The 20,089-nt window shown below is 73.6% G+C and carries 17 protein-coding genes; 14 read left to right on the plus strand and 3 right to left on the minus strand.

Annotated features, from left to right (window positions below):
* Positions 1-20: 20 nt before the first annotated feature.
* From Ae717Ps2_RS28790 to Ae717Ps2_RS28840, 11 genes are all read left to right on the plus strand, one after another.
* Positions 21-1,436, plus strand: coding sequence for a uracil-xanthine permease family protein (locus Ae717Ps2_RS28790; protein ID WP_083702604.1), 1,416 nt, complete (start codon positions 21-23; stop codon positions 1,434-1,436).
* On the plus strand, positions 1,433-2,263 hold the full coding sequence (locus Ae717Ps2_RS28795) for a xanthine dehydrogenase family protein subunit M (RefSeq protein WP_020623356.1): 831 nt from the start codon (positions 1,433-1,435) through the stop codon (positions 2,261-2,263). The genes Ae717Ps2_RS28790 and Ae717Ps2_RS28795 overlap by 4 nt, the downstream gene beginning before the upstream one ends.
* A complete protein-coding gene (locus Ae717Ps2_RS28800) occupies positions 2,260-2,745 on the plus strand; it encodes a (2Fe-2S)-binding protein (RefSeq protein WP_020623355.1) in 486 nt (161 codons plus the stop codon). Before Ae717Ps2_RS28795 ends, Ae717Ps2_RS28800 begins: the two co-directional genes overlap by 4 nt.
* The gene (gene cutA / locus Ae717Ps2_RS28805; protein ID WP_075308854.1) at positions 2,742-5,129 is read left to right on the plus strand and encodes an aerobic carbon-monoxide dehydrogenase large subunit; all 2,388 of its coding nucleotides are present in this window, start codon (positions 2,742-2,744) and stop codon (positions 5,127-5,129) included. The genes Ae717Ps2_RS28800 and cutA overlap by 4 nt, the downstream gene beginning before the upstream one ends.
* Positions 5,126-5,830, plus strand: a complete 705-nt coding sequence (locus Ae717Ps2_RS28810; protein ID WP_075308852.1) for a carbon monoxide dehydrogenase subunit G — start codon at positions 5,126-5,128, stop codon at positions 5,828-5,830. Before cutA ends, Ae717Ps2_RS28810 begins: the two co-directional genes overlap by 4 nt.
* Positions 5,827-7,242: an amidase gene (locus Ae717Ps2_RS28815; RefSeq protein ID WP_083695489.1), complete on the plus strand. Its 1,416-nt coding sequence runs from the start codon at positions 5,827-5,829 to the stop codon at positions 7,240-7,242. The genes Ae717Ps2_RS28810 and Ae717Ps2_RS28815 overlap by 4 nt, the downstream gene beginning before the upstream one ends.
* A 77-nt stretch (positions 7,243-7,319) precedes the next feature.
* Complete coding sequence (locus tag Ae717Ps2_RS28820; protein WP_075334111.1) at positions 7,320-9,431, plus strand: hydantoinase/oxoprolinase family protein; 2,112 nt, start codon at positions 7,320-7,322, stop codon at positions 9,429-9,431.
* On the plus strand, positions 9,428-11,404 hold the full coding sequence (locus Ae717Ps2_RS28825; protein WP_083702526.1) for a hydantoinase B/oxoprolinase family protein: 1,977 nt from the start codon (positions 9,428-9,430) through the stop codon (positions 11,402-11,404). Before Ae717Ps2_RS28820 ends, Ae717Ps2_RS28825 begins: the two co-directional genes overlap by 4 nt.
* Before the next feature lie 7 nt (positions 11,405-11,411).
* The gene (locus Ae717Ps2_RS28830; RefSeq protein WP_075308848.1) at positions 11,412-12,086 is read left to right on the plus strand and encodes an SDR family oxidoreductase; all 675 of its coding nucleotides are present in this window, start codon (positions 11,412-11,414) and stop codon (positions 12,084-12,086) included.
* Between the two features lie 94 nt (positions 12,087-12,180).
* Positions 12,181-13,116: a carbamate kinase gene (locus Ae717Ps2_RS28835; RefSeq protein WP_075308846.1), complete on the plus strand. Its 936-nt coding sequence runs from the start codon at positions 12,181-12,183 to the stop codon at positions 13,114-13,116.
* A 25-nt stretch (positions 13,117-13,141) separates the two neighbouring features.
* Complete coding sequence (locus Ae717Ps2_RS28840; protein ID WP_075308844.1) at positions 13,142-14,245, plus strand: ring-opening amidohydrolase; 1,104 nt, start codon at positions 13,142-13,144, stop codon at positions 14,243-14,245.
* A gap of 19 nt (positions 14,246-14,264) precedes the next feature.
* On the opposite strand, the gene Ae717Ps2_RS37515 is transcribed toward Ae717Ps2_RS28840, so the two are convergent.
* Positions 14,265-14,432 (minus strand): hypothetical protein, encoded by a 168-nt coding sequence (locus tag Ae717Ps2_RS37515; RefSeq protein WP_158071558.1) that lies wholly within the window; start codon positions 14,430-14,432, stop codon positions 14,265-14,267.
* Between the two features lie 26 nt (positions 14,433-14,458).
* Between Ae717Ps2_RS37515 and Ae717Ps2_RS28845 the strand changes: the two genes are divergently transcribed.
* The 3 genes from Ae717Ps2_RS28845 to Ae717Ps2_RS28855 all read left to right on the plus strand — a co-directional run bounded on the left by Ae717Ps2_RS28845 (position 14,459) and on the right by Ae717Ps2_RS28855 (position 17,526).
* The gene (locus Ae717Ps2_RS28845) at positions 14,459-14,980 is read left to right on the plus strand and encodes a CGNR zinc finger domain-containing protein (protein WP_075334112.1); all 522 of its coding nucleotides are present in this window, start codon (positions 14,459-14,461) and stop codon (positions 14,978-14,980) included.
* Positions 14,981-15,181: 201 nt separating this feature from the next.
* Entirely contained in the window at positions 15,182-16,447 is a 1,266-nt protein-coding gene (locus Ae717Ps2_RS28850) for an aspartate kinase (RefSeq protein WP_075334404.1), read from the plus strand.
* Positions 16,448-16,452: 5 nt separating this feature from the next.
* On the plus strand, positions 16,453-17,526 hold the full coding sequence (locus tag Ae717Ps2_RS28855; protein WP_075312495.1) for an aspartate-semialdehyde dehydrogenase: 1,074 nt from the start codon (positions 16,453-16,455) through the stop codon (positions 17,524-17,526).
* Positions 17,527-17,594: 68 nt separating this feature from the next.
* On the opposite strand, the gene Ae717Ps2_RS28860 is transcribed toward Ae717Ps2_RS28855, so the two are convergent.
* Together Ae717Ps2_RS28860 and Ae717Ps2_RS28865 are read right to left on the minus strand one after the other, a co-directional pair.
* Entirely contained in the window at positions 17,595-18,614 is a 1,020-nt protein-coding gene (locus Ae717Ps2_RS28860; RefSeq protein ID WP_139320149.1) for an endonuclease/exonuclease/phosphatase family protein, read from the minus strand.
* A gap of 218 nt (positions 18,615-18,832) precedes the next feature.
* On the minus strand, positions 18,833-20,026 hold the full coding sequence (locus Ae717Ps2_RS28865) for an MFS transporter (RefSeq protein WP_020623585.1): 1,194 nt from the start codon (positions 20,024-20,026) through the stop codon (positions 18,833-18,835).
* Positions 20,027-20,089 lie beyond the last annotated feature (63 nt).

Raw genomic sequence — 20,089 nt, forward strand, 5'->3', positions numbered from 1 at the left:
GTGAAGGGATCGCCATGTCGATGTTCAGGTGGGAAGTGGTCGATCCGGGGCCGGGGGAGGCGGTCGCACCCCGCCAGCGGCTCCCCTGGGGGAAGACGGTCGGGCTGGGGATGCAGCACGTCGTCGCGATGTTCGGGGCGACCTTCGTGTTCCCCGTGGTGATGGGGCTGGACCCCAACCTCGCGATCCTGTTCTCGGGCCTGTGCACCGTCCTGTTCCTGGTCGTCTGCAAGAACATGGTGCCCAGCTACCTCGGCACCAGCGCCGCCTTCGTCGGCGGGGTCGCGGCGATCCGGGCGGCCGGCGGCGACTCCGCCGCCGTGACCGGGGCGATCATGGTCTCCGGCCTGGTGCTGCTCGCGATCGGTGTGTTCGTGCACCTCGCGGGCGCCCGGCTCGTGCACCGGGTGCTACCGCCCGCGGTGACCGGTGCGGTCGTCATGCTGATCGGGTTCAACCTGGCCCCGGTCGTCGCGTCGGTGTACTGGCCGGTGGACCAGTGGACCGCGCTGCTCACCGCGACGTTCCTGGTCTGCGCCGCCGTCCTGTTCCGCGGCTTCTGGGGACGGATCGCGGTGTTCCTCGCGCTCGTCTTCGGGTTCGTGCTCTCCTGGCTGCTCGACCTCCTGAGCGGCCCGATCACCTCCTGCGGCGGTGCGGACTGCACCCCGGAGCCGCACTCGCGCGTCTCCTTCGAGGGCCTGGCCGACGCCGCCTGGTTCGGACTGCCCAGCGGGACCCTGGACGACGGCGTCCCGGCCGTGCACGCGCCCAGCTTCTCGCTGATGTTCGTGCTGCTGGTGCTCCCCGGCGTCATCGCGCTGGTCGCCGAGAACCTGGGGCACGTCAAGGCGGTCGCCGAGATGACCGGCGACGACCTCGACCCCTACCTGGGCCGGGCGCTGGGCGCCGACGGCGCCGCCACCGCGCTGGCCAGCCTGTTCGGCGGGTCCCCGACGACGACCTACGCCGAGAACATCGGCGTCATGGGTGCGACCAGGGTGTACTCCACCGCGGCCTACTACGTCGCGGCCGCCGTGGCGATCCTGCTCGGCCTGTGCCCCAAGTTCGGCGTGCTGGTCGGGGCGATCCCCGGCGGTGTGCTCGGCGGGATCACGCTCGTGCTCTACGGGATGATCGCGCTGGTCGGCGCCAAGATCTGGGTGGAGAACGGGGTCGACTTCGGCGAACCCCGCAACCTCGTCGGCCTCGCGGCGGGCATGGTCGCCGGCATCGGCGGCGTCGCGCTGGACCTGGGCAACGGGTTCGAGCTGGGCGGCATCGCGCTCGGCACCATCCTGGTGATCGTCTACTTCCACGCCGTCGCGCTGCGCGACCGCCGGTCCGGGACGTCCGGCCCGTCCGGCGCGTCCGGGACGCCCGCCGGGACGATGGTGACCAGGGTCGACGACGGGGAGGCGAAGGACAGCCCGTGAAGCCCGCACCCTTCGACTACGTCCGCCCGACGGACCTGGCCGGGGCCGTCGCCGCGCTCGCGGCGCCGGACTCGAAGGTGCTGGCCGGTGGACAGAGTCTCGTGCCGCTGCTGTCCATGCGGCTGGCCGCACCGTCCCTGGTCGTCGACATCAACGGCGTACCCGGCCTGGACACGATCACCGAGGTCGAAGGGGGTGTCCGGGTCGGCGCGCTGGCCCGGCACACCGCGGTCCTGGAGTCACCGCTGCTCGCCAGGGTCCAGCCGCTGGTGCCGGCCGCGCTGGCCCACGTCGCGCACCCCACGATCCGCAACCGCGGCACGACCGTCGGGTCCCTCGTGCACGCCGACGCCGCCGCCGAGATGCCGGTGGTGCTGCGGCTGCTGGAGGGGGCGCTCGACGTCGAGGGGCCCGCCGGGCGCCGCACGATCGGAGCGCGTGAGCTGTTCGTCGGCCCGCTGGAGTCGGCGGTCGGCCCGGACGAGATCGCCGTCTCGGCGTTCTTTCCCGCCCTGCCGGCGGGCGCGGGCGTCGCCTTCGACGAGGTCGCCCGCCGGCACGGCGACTACGCCCTGGTCGGCGCGGGGGCGGTCGTCGACGGCGACCGGGTCCGGGTCGGCTACCTGTCGGTGAGCGACGTCCCCGTGGTCGTCGACCTGACCGGCGTCGCCCCGGCCGACCGGGCCGACGCCGCCCTCGAACACCTGGACCCGGCCACCGACATCCACGCCACGGCGGCCTACCGGCGACAGCTGGTCCGGGTCCTGACCGACCGGGTGGTGGCCGCGGCGACCCGGAACGCGACCGCGCAGGGAGGCGGGCGATGAGCGAGACGCTCCACGACATCCGGCTGACGGTGAACGACGTCGTCCACGACCTGCGGGTCCCGGCACGGCGGCTGCTGTCCGACGCGCTGCGCCACGACCTCGGCCTGACCGGAACCCACGTCGGCTGCGAGCACGGGGTCTGCGGGGCCTGCACGATCCTGCTCGACGGCGAGCCGGCGCGGGCCTGTCTGATGCTCGCCGTCGCCGCGCAGTCCTGCGCGATCACCACCGTCGAGGGGCTGACCGAGCCGGACGGGTCGTTGTCCCCGGTGCAGCAGGCCTTCGCCGAGTGCCACGGTCTGCAGTGCGGCTTCTGCACCCCCGGCTTCCTGACGACGATCACCGCCGGGCTGCGCCGCGACCCCTGCCCCACCCGCGAGCGGGCCCGCGACATGATCGGCGGGAACCTCTGCCGCTGCACCGGCTACCAGAACATCGTCACGGCGGTCGAGCGGGCCGCCGAGATCGGGGCCGCCCGGTGACCACCAAGCTCATGGGCCAGCGCGTCCAGCGGGTCGAGGACCAGCGCTTCCTGCGCGGCGGCGGCCGCTACCTCGACGACGTCGACCCCGGACCCGGCGTGCTGCACGCCGCGGTGCTGCGCTCCCCGCACGCGCACGCCCGCATCCGCGACATCGACGTGTCCGGCGTCCTCGACGTGCCGGGCGTGCACGCGGTCTACACCCACGACGACCTGACCGGCCCGATGGCGGAGCCGCTGCCCGTGCTCATCCCGCACCCCGCGCTGACCCACGGCCGCACCCAGTTCGCGCTGGCCGGCGACGAGGTCAACCACGTCGGGGAGGCGGTCGCGTTCGTCGTCGCCGAGGACCGCTACCTCGCCGAGGACGCCGTCGACCGGATCGTCGTCGACTACGAGGTGCTGCCCGCCGTCGTCGGGATCGCGGCGGCCCGCACGGCCGAGCGGCTCGTGCACGACGACGTGCCCGGCAACGTCGGCGCCCGGATGGAGCAGGCCGTCGGCGACGCCCCGGCCGCCATCGCCGCGGCGCCGCACCGCCTGGAACTGGACCTGGAGATCGAGCGCAGCGCGTGCATGCCGCTGGAGGGCCGCGGCACCGTCGCCCGCTGGGACCCCGCCCTCGGCCGGCTCGTCCTGTGGACCTCCACCCAGAGCTCCACCGGGGTCCGCGCCGCCGTCGCGGCACGGCTGGGCCTCGACATCGGGCGGGTCGACGTGATCACCCCGGACGTCGGCGGCGGCTTCGGCGTCAAGATCGTCCACCCGTGGCCGGAGGAGCTGCTGGTCCCGATGGCCGCCCGCGCCCTGGGCCGGCCGGTGAAGTTCGTGGAGGACCGGCGCGAGCACTTCGTCTCCTCCGCGCACGAGCGCGGCCAGGTCCAGCACGTCGAGGTCGGCTTCGACGACGACGGCAGGCTGCTCGGCCTCGACGTCGAGTTCTGGCACGACCACGGCGCCTACACCCCGTACGGCCTGATCGTCCCGATCATCACCTCGACCCAGCTGCTCGGCCCGTACAAGCCGGGCGCCTACCGGGTCGCCTTCTCCTCGCTCTACACCAACACCGTGATCGTGACGCCGTACCGCGGCGCCGGGCGCCCCCAGGGCTGCTTCGCCATGGAGCGCACGATGGACGCGATCGCGGGCTACCTGGGCCGCGACCGCGCCGAGGTCCGCGCGGTGAACTTCATCCAGCCGCACGAGTTCCCCTACGACCACGGCCTGATCTTCCAGGACGGCAGGCCGCTGGAGTACGACTCGGGCGACTACCCGGCCCTGCTGGAGAAGCTGCGCACGCTGATCGACTGGGACGGGTTCGCGGCCTTCCGCCGCGCGTGCGCCGAGCAGGGCCGGACCGTCGGGATCGGGCTGGCCTGCTACGTCGAGGGCACCGGCGTCGGCCCCTACGAGGGCGCGCACGTGCACGTCGCGACGACCGGCCGGGTCACGGTCGCGACCGGGCTCACCACCCAGGGCCAGAGCCACGAGACCGCGTTCGCCCAGATCGTCGCCGACGAGCTGGGGGTGCGGTTCTCCGACGTCGAGGTCGTCACCGGCGACACCCGGCGGATGCCCTACGCGGTCGGCACGTTCGCCTCCCGGGCCGCGGTCATGTCCGGCTCGGCGGTCCTCAAGGCCGCCCGGCGGACGAAGGAGAAGGCCCTGCGGCTGGCCGCCGACGCGCTCGAGGCCGACGTCGCGGACCTGGAGATCGTCGACGGCGTGGTGGGGGTGCGGGGCACCGAGCGGTCGATCCCGTTGGGCACGCTGTCGGTGCTGTCTAACCCGCTGCGCTACGCCTTCGACGAGGCCTCGAAGGCCGCCACCCAGTTCTCGGTCGGGGACACCGCTGACCACACTGCGTTGCCGGTCCCCGACGGGGAGCAACCGGGTCTGGAGGGCACCGACTTCCACAGCACGCCGCGCGCGACCTACGCCTCCGGGATGCACGCCGCGATCGTCGAGACCGACCCGGACACCGCCGAGATCCGGATCCTGCGTTACGCCGTCGTCCACGACTGCGGCCACCTGATCAACCCGATGGTCGTCGAGGGACAGATCCACGGCGGCGTCGCCCAGGGCGTCGGCGGCGCGCTGTACGAGCGGATGGCCTACGACGAGTCCGGCCAGCTGCTCAACGCGTCCTTCATGGACTTCCTGATGCCGTACGTGTCCGAGGTCCCCGACGGGATCGAGATCGACCACCTGGAGACGCCCTCGCCGCTCAACCCCCTCGGCATCAAGGGGGCGGGCGAGGCCGGTGTCATCCCGGTCTCGGCGGTGATCGCCGCCGCGGTCTCCGACGCCGAGGGCTTCCCGGTCACCGCGATGCCGATCTCGCCGTCGGACCTGTTCAGCCTGCGTGAGGAGCACCGCTCGTGAAGATCAGTGGCAGCAACGTCGTCGAGCACCCGGTCGAGCGGGTCTGGGAGGCGCTGCTCGACCCCCGGGTGCTGGTCGCGACCATCCCCGGCTGCGAACGGCTGGAGCCGACCGGCGAGAACGCCTACGCGATGACGGTGACCGCCGGGGTCGCCGCGATCAGGGGCACCTACACCGGCAGCTGCGCGCTGTCGAAGCTGGAACCGCACGAGTCGCTGGTCATGACCCTGAACGGGGCGGGCGGGCCGGGCACGGTCGACGCCGTCGTCGACGTCACCTTCGACGACCTCGGCGCGGGCGGCACCCGGATCGGCTACACCGCCGACGCGACGGTCGGCGGCATGGTCGGCGGCGTCGGCCAGCGGATGCTCGCCAGCGTGTCCACCCGGATGGCGGACCGGTTCTTCGACGCCGTCGGCGCGGCGATCGGCGCAGGTGGTGTGGGCGCCGTGCCCCCCGTGCCCCCTGCGCGCGGGACCCCTGTGCCCGCTGTCCCCGTGCCGGCCGTAGCGGTGGCGGAGCCGGCACCGCTCGTCGGCGCCCCGGCCTACGCCGAGCCGCTGACGGGCGCGCAGGTGTTCACGTCCGCGCCCGCCGCCGGGGGCCCGGGCAGCGGTGAGCTCACCCGCGGCATCGGGATCGGCGCGGCCGTCGCGCTGCTGGGCGTGCTGGTCGGCGCCGTGATCGGGCGTCGCCGGTGAGCGCCGACATCACGGTCGCGACCCCGGCCCGCGAGCAGGCCGCCGCGGTCAGGGCCAAGGAGATCTCCGCCCGCGAGCTGCTCGACCTGCACCTGGAGCGGATCGCGCTGCGCAACCCGCGGCTCAACGCGATCGTCTCCCTCGACGAGGAGCGCGCCCGGGCCGGGGCCGAGGCCGCCGACCGCGCACTGGCCGCCGGGACGGAGCCCGGTCCGCTGCACGGGCTGCCGTTCGCGTTCAAGGACACCCACGCCGTCGCCGGCTGGCGGACCACCTACGGCTCCCCGCTGTTCGCCGAGCACGTCCCGGACACCGACGATCTGCTGGTGGAGCGGGTGCGGGCGGCCGGTGCGGTGACGATCGGCAAGACCAACGTCCCCGAGTTCGCGGCCGGCTCGCACACCTTCAACCGGGTGTTCGGCACCACGCTCAACCCGCACGACCCGACCCGGTCCGCCGGCGGGTCCTCGGGCGGGGCGGCGTGCGCGCTGGCGACCGGGATGGTGCCCTTGGCCGAGGGCTCGGACATGGGCGGCTCGCTGCGCAACCCGGCGTCGTTCTGCGGGGTCGTCGGACTGCGGCCGTCCTGGGGGCGGGTGCCGGAGTGGCCGTCGGCGAACATGTGGGAGCCCACCTCGACCGGTGGGCCGATGGCCCGCACCGTCGACGACCTGGCGCTGCTGCTGTCGGTGCTGGCCGGGCCGGACCCGCGGGCGCCGCATGCGCTCGGCGACCCCGGCGCGGCCTTCGGGGCACCGGTCGTCCCGGCGTCGCTTGCCGGGCTGCGGGTGGGGTTGTCCGCAGACCTGGACGGGGCTTTCGCCGTCGACCGGAGCGTCCGGGCGGTCGTCGAGGCGGCCGGGGTGGCACTGGCCGGGGCCGGCGCGGCGGTGACCGGCTCGATCCCGGACCTCACCGGCGCCGACGAGTGCTTCCGCACCCTGCGTGCGTGGCACTTCCAGGCCCGGTTCGGTCTGCAGCTGGCCGTGCACCCCACCGAGTTCAAGTCCTCGCTGGCCGCGAACATCCGGGCGGGGGAGTCGCTGACCGGCGCGGACGTCGCCGTCGCGTTCCAGCGGCGCACCACGCTGGCGCACCGGATGCGGGAGTACTTCGCCGACCACGACGTGCTGGTGCTGCCGGTGTCGCAGGTCCCGCCGTTCCCAGCCGACCGGGAGTTCCCGGACACCGTCGACGGGATGCCGATGGACTCCTACCTGGACTGGATGCGTTCGGCCTACCTGATCACCGTGACCGGCTGCCCCGCCGTCTCGGTGCCGTTCGGGACCACTCCCGACGGGCTCCCGGTGGGGGTCCAGATCGTGGCCCGCCACGGCGCCGACCGGTACCTCCTGGAGGTCGCGGCCGCGGTCGAGGCACTGGCGAAGAGTGCCACTCGAACGGTGCTTTGACGGCAGAAGTCGCCATGTCCCACCGCTCGGTCGGTGAGTTCAATCGACATCACCGACCCCAGGCAGGAAGGACCCCGATGAGCCGGCGCATCCGGATCGGCATCGACACCGGTGGCACGTTCACCGACGTCGTCGCCTTCGACGAACGGTCGGGCGAGCTCGTCACGACCAAGACGCCCTCCACCCCGGCCAACCCGGCCGACGGCTTCCTCGCCGGCATCGACAAGGTCCTGGAGCTGCTGGGTGCGAGCCAGAGGAGCGCAGGCGGAACGAGCATCAGAACAGCCGCCGAGATCGAGGCCGTCAGCCACGGCACGACCGTCGCCACCAACCTCCTGCTCGAGGGGAAGGTCGGCCGGCTCGGTTTCGTGACCACCGCCGGCTACGAGGCCATGCTGGAGATCGCCCGCCAGTCAGTGCCGGACGGCTACGGCAACTCCTACTTCTGGGTCAAGCCGAACCGGATCGTGCCCCGGGACCTGGTCCGCGGAGTGGAGGGCCGGCTCGACTTCACCGGCGCCGAGGTCCGCCCGTTCGACGAGGCCGGGGCCCGCGCGACCGCCCGCTGGTTCCGCGACCACGGCGTCGACACCCTGGGCGTCTGCTTCCTGCACGCCTACGCCGACCCCACCCACGAGCAGCGGATGCGGGAGGTCCTCGCCGAGGAGCACCCGGCCGCCGTCGTGTCGCTGTCCAGCGAGGTCCTGCGCGAGTACCGCGAGTTCGAGCGGGCCACGACGGTCCTCGTCGACGCCGCGGTGAAGCCGCGGCTGTCGGCCTACGTCGCCAACATCACCGAGCGGCTCACCGAGTACGACGGCCGCGCGATCCCGTTCTACGTCATGAAGTCCAACGGCGGCGTCCTGTCCGCCGACGAGGTCGTCCACCAGCCGATCACGACCGTCCTGTCCGGACCTGCCGCCGGGGCGCTCGGTGCCGCGCTGATCGCGCAGGAGGCCGGCTACGACAAGGTCCTCACCTCCGACGGCGGCGGCACCTCCACCGACGTCAGCGTCGTCATCGGTGGCGAGCCGACGCTCACCACCGAGGGCACGGTCGGGCGGTTCCCGTCCAAGATCCCGATGATCGACGTCGTGACCGTCGGCGCCGGCGGTGGCTCGATCGCCTGGATCTCGCCGGAGGGCACCCTCAAGGTCGGCCCGCACTCGGCCGGCGCCGACCCCGGTCCGCTCTGCTACGGCAGGGGCGGCACCGAGGTGACCGTCACCGACGCGCACGTCGTCCTCGGCCGCATCCCCCCGCACCTGCTCGGCGGGGAGATCCCGCTCGATGTCGACGCCGCCCGCGCCGGCATCGAGCGCCTGGCCAAGGAGCTCGACCTGACCCCGGAGGCCTGTGCCACCGGCGTCCTGGAGATCTCCGCCTGGAACCAGGCCAACGCGTTGCGCCAGGTCACCGTCAAGCGCGGCCTCGACGTGCGCGACTTCGCCCTCACCACCTTCGGCGGGTCCGGGTCCCTGCTGCTGTGCCGGCTCGTCGACGTGCTCGGCGTCCCGACCGTCCTGGTCCCGCCGAACCCCGGCAACGTGTCCGCGTTCGGCCTGCTCACCGTGGACGTGAAGAACGACTACGTGCAGACCCACGTCGCGCTGGCCGACGGGCTCGACCCGGCCGAGGTCTCCCGCGTCGTCGACGACCTCACCGCGCAGGCCGCGGCCGCGCTGGGCCGGGAGGGGTTCCGGGCCGCGCAGCACGCCTTCGTCCGCACCGCCGACCTGCGCTACTTCGGGCAGGCCTTCGAGGTGCGCGTCCCGGTGCCGGACGGACCCGTCACCCCGGACACCCTGGCCGCGGTCGCCGACGCCTTCCACGCCGCGCACCGGGCCCTCTACGGCTACGACTTCGCGGGCGACCCCGGCCAGCAGGTCGAGTGGGTCAACATCCGCGTCTCGGGCATCGGCCCGATCCGCCGCCCGGAGATCGCCACCCACGACCTCGTCGCCGACCCGGTCGTCGCCGCGGCGGGCCGGCGCCCGGTCTGCTTCGACGCCGCGCAGGGCTACCTCGACACCCCGGTGTACCGGCGGACCGACCTCGTCCCCGGCGCGGTCGTCGACGGCCCGGCCGTCGTCGAGGAGTTCGGCTCCACCGTCCCGCTGCACCCGGGCTTCACCGCCCGCGTCGACAGCCGCCTGAACATCATCGTGACCCGGAGGGCCGCCCAGTGACCCCAGCGACCCCAGCGACGACCGACCGCCCGGCCGACACCGGCTCGCGTCGCGCCCCCACGGCGTTTCCCTTCGGCCCACTGACCGAGGACGCCGGTGCGAGCGCCGACCCGGTCCTCGTCGAGATCGTGCAGGGCTCGCTGACCAGTGTGGAGTCCGAGGTCGAGACGGCTATCGCCCGCACCAGCCGCAGCCCGATGATCCGCGACGCGCACGACTTCCGGGCCGGCATCCACGACCGGAGGCTGCGCAAGCTCACCGGCCGCTCCTACTCCGCGCTCGTGCACCCGATCGCCCGGGAGTTCCCGCTGGACCAGATGCGCGAGGGCGACGTCTTCTTCCACAACGACGTCTACCGCTCCGAGGGCGGCATCGGTCACCTGCCCGACCTGTGCGTCACCGTCCCGGTGTTCGCGGGTCCCGCGGAGGACCGGCGGGTGGTCGCGTTCGTGCAGGCCTTCGGCCACCACGACGACATCGGCGGGGCGGTCCCCGGCTCGATGCCCTCGAACGCCACGAGTGTGTTCGAGGAGGGACTGATGGTCCCGCCGATCCGGCTGTGGGACGCGGGCGTCCCGAACCGGGCCGCCCTGGCGATCATGACGCGCAACTCCCGGATGCCCGACTCGCTCGCCGCCGACCTCGACGCCGAGTGCTCGGCCTGCCTGATGGGTGCCCGTCGCCTCGGCGAGCTCTTCGACCGCTACGGCACCGACACCGTCGAGTCCTGCTTCGACGCGATCATCTCCCGCACCACCGAGACCTACCGCCGCGAGATCCTCGGCCGGATCCCGGTGGGGACCTGGACCTGGGAGGACTACGCCGAGCACGACGGCGTCGACGAGCCCCGCCTGCACGCCCAGCGGATCACGCTCACCCGCACCGGCCCCGACGACCCCGACGGCGAGCGGCTGATCCTCGACTTCGCCGGCACCTCCCCGCAGGCCAAGGGGCCGATCAACCACTGCGGCGACTACTCCGACGGCGTCTTCCTCAAGAAGTGGCTCGCGCCGATCCTGCGCAACCTCGCCGACTCCCCGGAGCGGATGGCCGAGCTCGACGTCAACGAGGGGGTCGTCCCGCTCATCGAGATGCGGTTCCCGCCGCCCGGGACGCTGCTGACCCCGGTGTTCCCCGCGCCGACCAACGCGCGCACCTTCGTCATCCTGCGGCTGCTCGGGGTGCTCGCCGGTGTCGTCGCCAAGGCCGTCGACGGCCGGATGCCCGCCGACCAGGAGACGATCCGCTACACCGGCGTCTACGGCGAGGACCTCGAGGGCCGCCCGTACCTCATGCGCGAGGTGCTGGGCGGTGGCTCCGGCGGCCGCTACTACGCCGACGGCGAGGACACCATCCACGTCGTCCCCGACTCGCGGAACCTGCCCACCGAGTTCACCGAGGCCCGCTTCCCGTTCCGGGTCGAGTCGCTGTCGCTGGCCACCGACTCCGGCGGCGCCGGGGAGTTCCGTGGTGGCCTCGGCTACGAGAAGCACGTCCGGATGCTCAAGGACGCGCACTTCATGTCGATCGCGGACCGGTCGATCCTGGCCTGCTGGGGGGTCCGCGGCGGGAAGGCGGGGCGGCCCTTCGAGGTCGTGATCGACCCGGGCGGGCCGCGCGAGCGGGTGGTCGACGCGCTGGCCGACGCCGAGCCGGTCCGGGCCGGTGAGGTGATCCGGATCCGCACCACCGGGGGCGGCGGCTGGGGCGACCCGCTGCGCCGCGACCCGGCGGCCGTCGTGCGGGACGTGCTGTGGCGCAAGGTGTCCGCCGCGGCGGCGCTGGCCGACTACGGCGTCGTCCTGACCGGGGACCTCGACGACGGCACCCTCGGCTTCGACGCGGGCGCCACCACGGCCGAGCGCGCGGATCGCGCCGCGTGGTCCCGCGACGACGACGCGTTCTTCGACCGCGGCCCCGGCTACGCGACGCTGGCCGGCGGGGCCGCGTACGCCGACGTCGACCGGCTCTGAGGTCGCCGTGCGGGTCGTGATCTGCGGGGGCCACGGCAAGACCGGGCGGGCGGTGGCGGCCGCGCTGCGGGCGCGGGGCGCCACCGCCGTCCCGCTGGGGCGCGCGGACGACGTCGCCGGGGCCGCGGCCGGCGCCGACGCCGCCTACCTGATCGCCCCGAACCTGCACCCGGACGAGCCCGCGCTGGTCGCGGGCTGGCTCGACGGGCTCCGCACCGCGGGCGTCACCCGGGTCGGCTACCACTCGGTGGCCGCGCCGTACGCCCCGGACATGCCGCACCACCTGGGCAAGGCCAGGGCCGAGGACGTCGTCCGCCGGTCCGGGCTGCGCTGGACGATCCTGCAGCCCGGCGCCTACCTGCAGAACCTGGACCTGACCGGGCCGGTCCGGGTGCCCTACGACGTGCACGCCGTCTTCGGGTTCGCCGACCTCGACGAGGTCGGGGCGGCCGCCGCGACCGTCCTGACCGAACCCGGCCACGAGGGCGCCACCTACGAGCTCGCGACGCGCACCGCGACCGTCGCCGAGCTGGCGGCGGAGGCGGGCACGACCGCCGAGCGGGTCCCCGGGCCGTCCGGCCTCGGCCCGGTTCTCGACGCGATGTTCGCCTACTACGACCGGTACGGCCTGCCCGTGGGCACCCGCCCGCTCGCCCATCTCCTCGGGAAGGAGCACCCATGATCGTCGGTGACCCCTGCCGGCGAGCAGGCCCGGTCTCCGCCGCCGGTGCCACGGCGAGCGGCACGGCGGCCACCCCGCTCCCGGGGGCGTCGTCGTGAGGGTCCTGCTGGCACTGGGCGGCAACGCGATGACCGCCGCCGACGGCAGCGCGCGGCCGGAGGACCAGATCGCCGCGGCGCGCGTCGCCGCCGGGGCGGTGGCCGGGCTGCTGGCCCGCGACCACGACATCGTCATCACCCACGGCAACGGCCCGCAGGTCGGGAACCTGCTGGTCAAGAACGAGCTGGCGGCCGCCGTCGTCCCACCGGTCGGGCTGGACTGGTGCGGCGCGCAGACCCAGGGGACGCTCGGCTTCGTCCTCACCACGGCGCTCGACGCGGCGCTGGCGGCGGCCGGGGTCGACCGGCGCACCGCCGCCGTGGTGACCCGCACCCGGGTCGCGGCCGACGACCCGGGCCTGCTCCGGCCGTCGAAGCCGGTCGGGCGCCACCTCCCTGCCGACGAGGCCGCCGTGCTGGTCGCACACGGCCAGACCTGGCAGGACCGTGGCGAGCGGGGATGGCGCCGGATGGTCGCCTCGCCCGAGCCGCTCGAGATCGTCGACGGCCCGGCGATCCGGGCCCTGGTCGACGCCGGGTTCGTCGTCGTCGGCAACGGCGGCGGCGGGATCCCGGTCGTGCGGCTGCCCGGCGGCGAGCTGGCCGGCGTCGAGGCCGTCATCGACAAGGACCTCGGTGCCGCGCTGTTCGCCCGCACGGTCGGCGCGGACGTGCTCGTCATCGGCACCGACGTACCGCACGCGGTGCTGCACTTCGGGACCCCGGCCGCCGAGCCGCTCGGCACGATCGGTGTCGAGAAGCTGCGTGCCCACGCCGCCGACGGTCACTTCGCCGGCGGCTCGATGGGCCCCAAGGTCGACGCGGCCTGCCGCTTCGTCGAGAACGGCGGCACCCGCGCCGTCATCACCGACCTCGCCCACATCACCGAGGCCGTCACCGGCGACGCCGGAACCGTCGTCGTCCCGTCCTGAGACCGCTGGAGAAGGAGAGTCCGTCATGCCCGACGCCATCGAGGTGCGCAAGGTCCCGATCCACTCCGTGGCCGACGCGAGCGAGCTCGCGTCGCTGATCGACGACGGGGTCCTGCACGCCGACCGGGTCGTCGCGATCATCGGCAAGACCGAGGGGAACGGCGGGGTCAACGACTACACCCGCATCATCGCCGACCGTGCCTTCCGCGAGGTGCTGGTCGAGAAGGGCGCCCCGGCCGAGCAGGTCCGGGAGGTCCCGATCGTCTGGTCCGGCGGCACCGACGGCGTGATCAGCCCGCACGCGACGATCTTCGCGACCGTCCCGCCGGAGGACGTCGTGCCCTCCGACGAGCCCCGTCTGACCGTCGGCTTCGCGATGAGCGAGCAGCTGGCACCGGAGGACATCGGCCGCACGCCGATGATCACCAAGGTGGCCGACGCGGTGCAGGCCGCGATGAAGAAGGCCGGCATCACCGACCCCGCCGACGTGCACTACGTCCAGACCAAGACCCCGCTGCTGACCATCCACACCATCCGTGACGCCAAGTCCCGCGGGAAGACCGTGTGGACCGAGCACACCCACGAGTCGATGGATCTGTCCAACGGCTGCACCGCGCTCGGCGTCGCCGTGGCGCTCGGCGAGATCGAGATGCCGTCCGACGCCGACGTCATGCACGACCGCGGGCTCTACTCGGCGGTGGCGTCCTGCTCGTCGGGCGTCGAGCTGGACCGGGCCCAGGTCGTCGTGGTCGGGAACGCGACCGGGGTCGGCGGCCGCTACCGGATCGGGCACTCGGTGATGACCGACGCCCTTGACGCCGACGGCATCTGGAAGGCGATCCGCGACGCGGGCCTGGACCTGCCGGAGCGGCCGCACACCTCGGACCTGGACGGTCGCCTGGTCAACGTGTTCCTCAAGTGCGAGGCGTCGCAGGACGGCACCGTCCGCGGCCGGCGCAACGCCATGCTCGACGACTCCGACGTGCACTGGCACCGCCAGATCAAGGCCTGCGTCGGCGGGGTCACCGCCGCCGTCACCGGCGACCCCGCGGTGTTCGTGTCCGTGTCCGCGGCCCACCAGGGCCCCGAGGGAGGCGGGCCGGTCGCCGCCATCGTCGACCTGGGGTGAGCGCGCCCCGGACCGCTGCTCACCGGAGCGCGCGGTCCCGCCCGGCACTGGCCGCCACGGTGGCGGTGCCGGGCGCGGCGAGCCGGATGCGCCAGGCCCCGCACCGGCAGCGTTGGTAGCTCACCACGCCGTCGGAGGTGCGGTGCCGGGACGCGGTGCGCCATTCGTGGTCCAGGGGTGTGCTCACGACGACCACGCTGCTGTAATGGTTCAGTGCTTATCAACCCTTACGGTCAGGATCCGGTCCTGCTCGCGGCCGACCTGGTGAACGTGCCGCCGTCCTCGACCGAGGAGCTGGTGGAGCGTTGCCTCGCCGCCGGGGTGTCCCGTGACTGGGAGCCGGTCGGGTCCGACCTGCCCGCGGTGCGGGACTTCCTGCGCCGGTGGGAGGAGGTCGTCGACGCCGGACCCGGCGCGGAGCGGGCACGGCTGCTCAACGCCCTGCTCGCCGAGTCGACCGGGCCACCGCGGCTCACCGACCACGACGGGCACTGGCACCTGCACCACCGCGACGACGGCCTGGGCCTGGCCGGTGTGCTGCGTGCCCTGCTCGCGACCGGCACCGCCACCCACCTGGCGACCCGGGGGATGGACCGGCTCGGCCGGTGCGCCGCGCAGGGCTGCACCCGCGTCTACGCCGACGTCTCCCGCAACGGCAGGCAGCGCTACTGCAGCGCACGCTGCGGCAACACCGACGCGGTCCGTCGGCACCGCCGTCGTACGACGGTCGGGTGAGGGGCGGCTCATACCCGAGCGCCGGTCCGTGGGCGAGCCCGTGTGGTCTGGGTCATCGGTGACCGTCCAGATCCTGAAAACGGGCGGTGCTCGCCGGTACTGTTCCGTTCCGACCAGCGCCGCCGATGCGTCACCTGCGCATCACGGCGGTCGAAGTGTGCACCCGACGGCTCCCACGCGGAGTCAGGATTGGAGGTCGGCGTGGCCCTCGTCGTGCAGAAGTACGGCGGTTCGTCGGTCGAGAACGCGGAGCGCATCAAGAAGGTCGCCGAGCGCATCGTCCGCACCCGCAAGGAGGGCCACGATGTCGTCGTCGTCGTGTCCGCCATGGGTGACACCACCGACGAGCTGACCGATCTCGCCGAGCAGATCTCCCCGAAGCCGCCGCTGCGGGAGATGGACATGCTGCTCACCGCGGGGGAGCGCATCTCGAACGCGCTCGTCGCGATGGCGATCCACTCCCTCGGCGCCGAGGCCCGGTCGTTCACCGGCTCGCAGGCGGGGATGCTCACCACGTCCAAGCACGGTGACGCCCGCATCACCGAGGTGAACCCGTGGCGCCTGCGCGAGGCCCTCGACGAGGGGTACATCGTGCTCGTCGCCGGCTTCCAGGGCATGAGCGCGGACTCCCGCGACATCACCACGCTGGGCCGCGGCGGGTCGGACACCACCGCCGTCGCGCTGGCCGCCGCGCTGAACGCCGACGTCTGCGAGATCTACTCCGACGTCGACGGCGTCTACACCGCCGACCCGCGGATCGTCTCCAAGGCCAGCCTGCTCGAGACGGTCACCTACGAGGAGATGCTCGAGCTGGCCGCGTCCGGCGCGAAGGTGCTGCACCTGCGCGCCGTCGAGTACGCCCGCCGCTACGGCGTCCCGCTGCGGGTGCGCAGTTCCTACAACGACAAGCCGGGCACTCTGGTCTCCGGCTCGATCGAGGAGATCCCGTTGGAGAATCCGATCATCACCGGCGTCGCCCACGACCGGTCCGAGGGCAAGATCACCGTCACCGGCGTGCCGGACACCCCCGGGATGGCGGCGAAGATCTTCCGCACGGTCGCCGACGCGGAGATCAACATCGACATGGTGCTGCAGAACATCTCCAACGTCTCGGACAAGAAGACCGACATCACCTTCTCGCTGCCCCGCACCGACGGTGACACCGCCGTCGCGGCGCTGGAGCGCGCGAAGGCCGAGATCGGGTTCGCCGAGCTGATCTACGACAACGACATCGGCAAGGTCTCCCTGGTCGGCGCCGGCATGCGCAACCACCCCGGCGTCACCGCCAAGTTCTGCGAGGCGCTGTCCGACGCCGGGATCAACATCGAGACCATGAACACCTCGGAGATCCGGATCTCGGTGATCTGCCGCTCCGACCAGCTCGACGACGCGGTGCAGGCGCTGCACGTGGCGTTCGAGCTCGGCGCCGAGGACGACGCGGTGGTCGCCGCCGGAACGGGCCGGTGAGCGGGATGGCCATGGACAAGCCCGTTCTGGCGCTCGTCGGCGCGACCGGTGCCGTCGGCACCACCATGATCGAGATCATCGACGCGCGCGAGTCGGTGCCGTGGGGCGAGATCCGGCTGATCGCGTCCGCGCGCAGCGCCGGCAAGGTGCTGACGGTCCGCGGCCAGGACATCACCGTCCTGGAGCTCGCGCCCGAGGTCTTCGACGGCGTCGACATCGCGATGTTCGACGTGCCGGACGAGGTCTCCGCCGAGTGGGCGCCGATCGCCGCCTCCCGCGGCGCGATCGCCGTCGACAACTCCGGTGCGTTCCGGATGGACCCCGAGGTCCCGCTCGTGGTGCCCGAGGTCAACCCGGAGAAGGTGACCGAGCGCCCCAAGGGCATCATCGCCAACCCGAACTGCACGACGCTGTCGATGATGGCGGCGATGGGTGCGCTGCACCGCGAGTTCGGTCTCGAGGCGCTGGTGGTGTCGTCGTACCAGGCGGCGTCGGGCGCCGGTCAGCCCGGCATCGACCAGCTGCAGGCCGAGATCTCCGCGCTGGCGGGCAAGGACGCCGGCAAGGTCTCCGGCGACGTCGCCGCGGTGCTCACCGAGGCCGGGATCCCGGTCGGGGACGGCTCGCCGTTCCCCGCCCCGCTGGCGCTCAACGTCGTGCCGTGGGCGGGCTCGCTCAAGGAGGACGGCTGGTCGTCGGAGGAGCTGAAGGTCCGCAACGAGTCCCGCAAGATCCTCGGGATCCCGGAGCTCAAGGTCTCCGCGACCTGCGTGCGCGTCCCGGTCGTCACCACGCACGCGCTGGCGATCCACGCGACCTTCTCCTCGGAGGTCTCGGTGGACGCGGCCCGCAAGGTGCTCGGCGCGCAGCCGACCATCGTGGTGAAGGACGACCCGGCCGCCGGTGAGTGGCCGACCCCGGCCGACGCCGTCGGCGGGGACCCGACCGTGGTGGGCCGGATCCGGCAGTCGCTGGACTTCCCGAACACCCTGGAGCTGTTCGTGTGCGGGGACAACCTGCGCAAGGGCGCCGCGCTGAACACCTACGAGGTGGCGGAGACGGTCGCTGCGGCCGGCTGATACCTCCCTTCCACGACGACGGCCGCCGTCCCGGACATCCGGGGCGGCGGCCGTCGGTCGTGGAGGGTCTACGGCAGGCGCAGCGTCGAGACGATCGCGCGGTGGTCGGTGCCCGGCACCAGGTGCGTCGAGAAGGACTCCGCGCTGATACCGCCGGTGTAGACGATGTGGTCGATCTGCGGCCCCAGCCACGCCGGTGCCCAGGTCGGCCAGGTCCCGGCCAGCCCGTTGCCGGTCTGCGACCCGGCGTCGCCACAGCCCCTGATGGCGTCGCGGAACACCGAGTGGTCGAGGCTGGCGTTGAAGTCCCCGGCCACGATCGCCGGGCTCGTCCCGGAGCACCACTTGGCGACGGTCTCCAGGTCCGAGCGCCACTGCCCGACCGAGCGCGGCACCGGGGCGACGGAGTGGAACGCGACGAAGCGCAGGTCCCCCAGGCCGCCGCCGGTGATCTCGATGTAGTCGAAGCGGACGTCCTTGCCGACCCGGGTGCGGACGTCGCCGAGCCGGTCCGACCAGGCGACGGTGTTGCCGGTGACGTCGCGGTCCCAGCGGTCGACGCTCGACGCGGTCCGGTAGCCCAGCGGCTCCAGCAGCGGGGCGATCTCGCTCTCGTAGCGCCCGCCCGCCTCCGGGATCGAGACGACGTCGGGGTTCTGCTCGGCGACGAGCGCGGCGAGGGACCGTGCGTCGGCGTTGCCCTCGTAGACGTTGAGCGCCAGCACCTTCAGCGGGGTCCCGCCGGCGGGGGCGGGGCTCGCCACGGTGCGGGGGAGCACCATCGCGGCGCCGACCAGCGCCACCAGCGCGAGGACGACCGGCACCGGCCAGAACCGGCGGGCGGCCAGGGTGATCAACAGGCCGACCACGACCAGCACGCCGAGCGCGGCGACCATCAGCGGCCGGAACGCGATGACCTGCGCGAACGGCGAGTGGGCGTCGAGGCCGACGAGGTCGGGCAGCGTCGCGAGCGCGGCCGCGGCGCCGAGGAGCAGCGCGAACCCCCAGCGCACCCGACCTCCCCGGCGACGGGGCCGCCCACTCGGGATGGGCTGGGTCTCGGAGTCGGGGTGGGGCGGTGCGCTCACTCGGTCCAGTCTGCCCGAGTGGCACACCCGTCCGCCGCGCCCGGGCGGTGCGCTGCGCTGATCGTCTGTGGACGCTCTCAGTGTCCGACTTGCGCGACCGCTCGTCGACCATCCGACGGCAGCGGGATCACCGAGATGCAGCCCAGCGGGCCTGGAAGATCCACGATTCCCGCTGAGGTGCATCTCGGTGACGCCGACGGCCGTGCGGCCCCGGCCGGTCAGGCCCGGGCCCGCAGCAGCGGCGCCGCCACCGCGGCGGCGACGACCGCGACCGACCCGCACACCAGCATCGCCGCGCCGGGGGACGCGGTGTCGACCAGCAGCCCCGCGAGCGGGGTCGCGATCGCGATCCCGAGCGTCGTCGCGGAGCCCTGCAGCCCGGTGACCAGGCCGCGCACCCGGTCCGGGGCGAGATCGCCGATCGCGGCACTGCCCGCCGCGAGCGTCGACGCGGTCGCCAGGCCCGCCGGAATCAGCAGGAACAGCAGGCTCCACCACGACCAGGCCAGCGCCGCCGGGAACGTCGCCAGACCGAGGGCGGCGAGCAGCAGCGGCAGGGGCAGGCTGCGGCGGGCACTGCCGTAGAGGAACCCGCCCACCAGCGACGCCAGGCACCACACCACGTTGACCAGCGCGATCGCCCACGCCTGCCCGGCGGAGGTGAGGGCGGCGATGAACGCGAACTCGGTGCCCATGATCGCGATCACCGCGGCGGTCACCGTCAGCAGCGCGCCGACCAGCGGCCGGGTCAGCCAGCTGCGCAGCGGTGGGCGGGGGCCGGAGCGGGCGGCCTCGTCGCCGTCGGCGCGGACCGGAGGGTCGAGCCGCCACAGCGCGATCCCGGCCAGGACGAACCCGGCGCCGATCACGCGCATCGTCGTCGCCGAGCCCAGCCACACCGTCAGCAGCGACCCGACGGCGGGCCCGGCCATGTAGGAGATCTCGACGGTCATCGAGTCCAGCGCGAACGCGGGGCGTCGCCGTCCCGGCGGGACGGCGGCCGCGATGACCTGCCGGACCAGGGAGAACACCGGGAGGGTCAGGACGCCGGCGACGAAGGCCGCGCCGAGCAGACCGGCGTAGCCGAGCAGCGGCGCGACCGACCAGAACAGCAGGCCCGCGGTCATCGTGAGGGCCAGGACCGGGCGCAGCCCGTAGCGGTCGACCACCGTCCCGAGCAGTGGGGCGCCGATCGCCATCCCGGTCGGGACCGCGGCGGCGACGAGGCCGGCGGCACCGAAGCCGTGGCCCAGGGTGGTGACGGTGTGCAGGGTCAGGGTGACGCCGACGGCCGTCGCGGGGATGCGGGCGGCCATGCCGATCGCGGTGATCGCGCCGACCCCGGGCAGGCGCAGCACGTCGGCGAACGCGCCGAGGCCGGTACGCGGTGCGGTGGCGGCGGTGTCGGGCACGACCCCATCCTGACCCGCGCCCCGGCGTCGTCGCGAACCGGTTCGGGGTTTCGACCTGGGCCG

Source organism: Pseudonocardia sp. Ae717_Ps2, assembly GCF_001932475.1.
In the GTDB taxonomy this organism is placed as follows: domain Bacteria; phylum Actinomycetota; class Actinomycetes; order Mycobacteriales; family Pseudonocardiaceae; genus Pseudonocardia.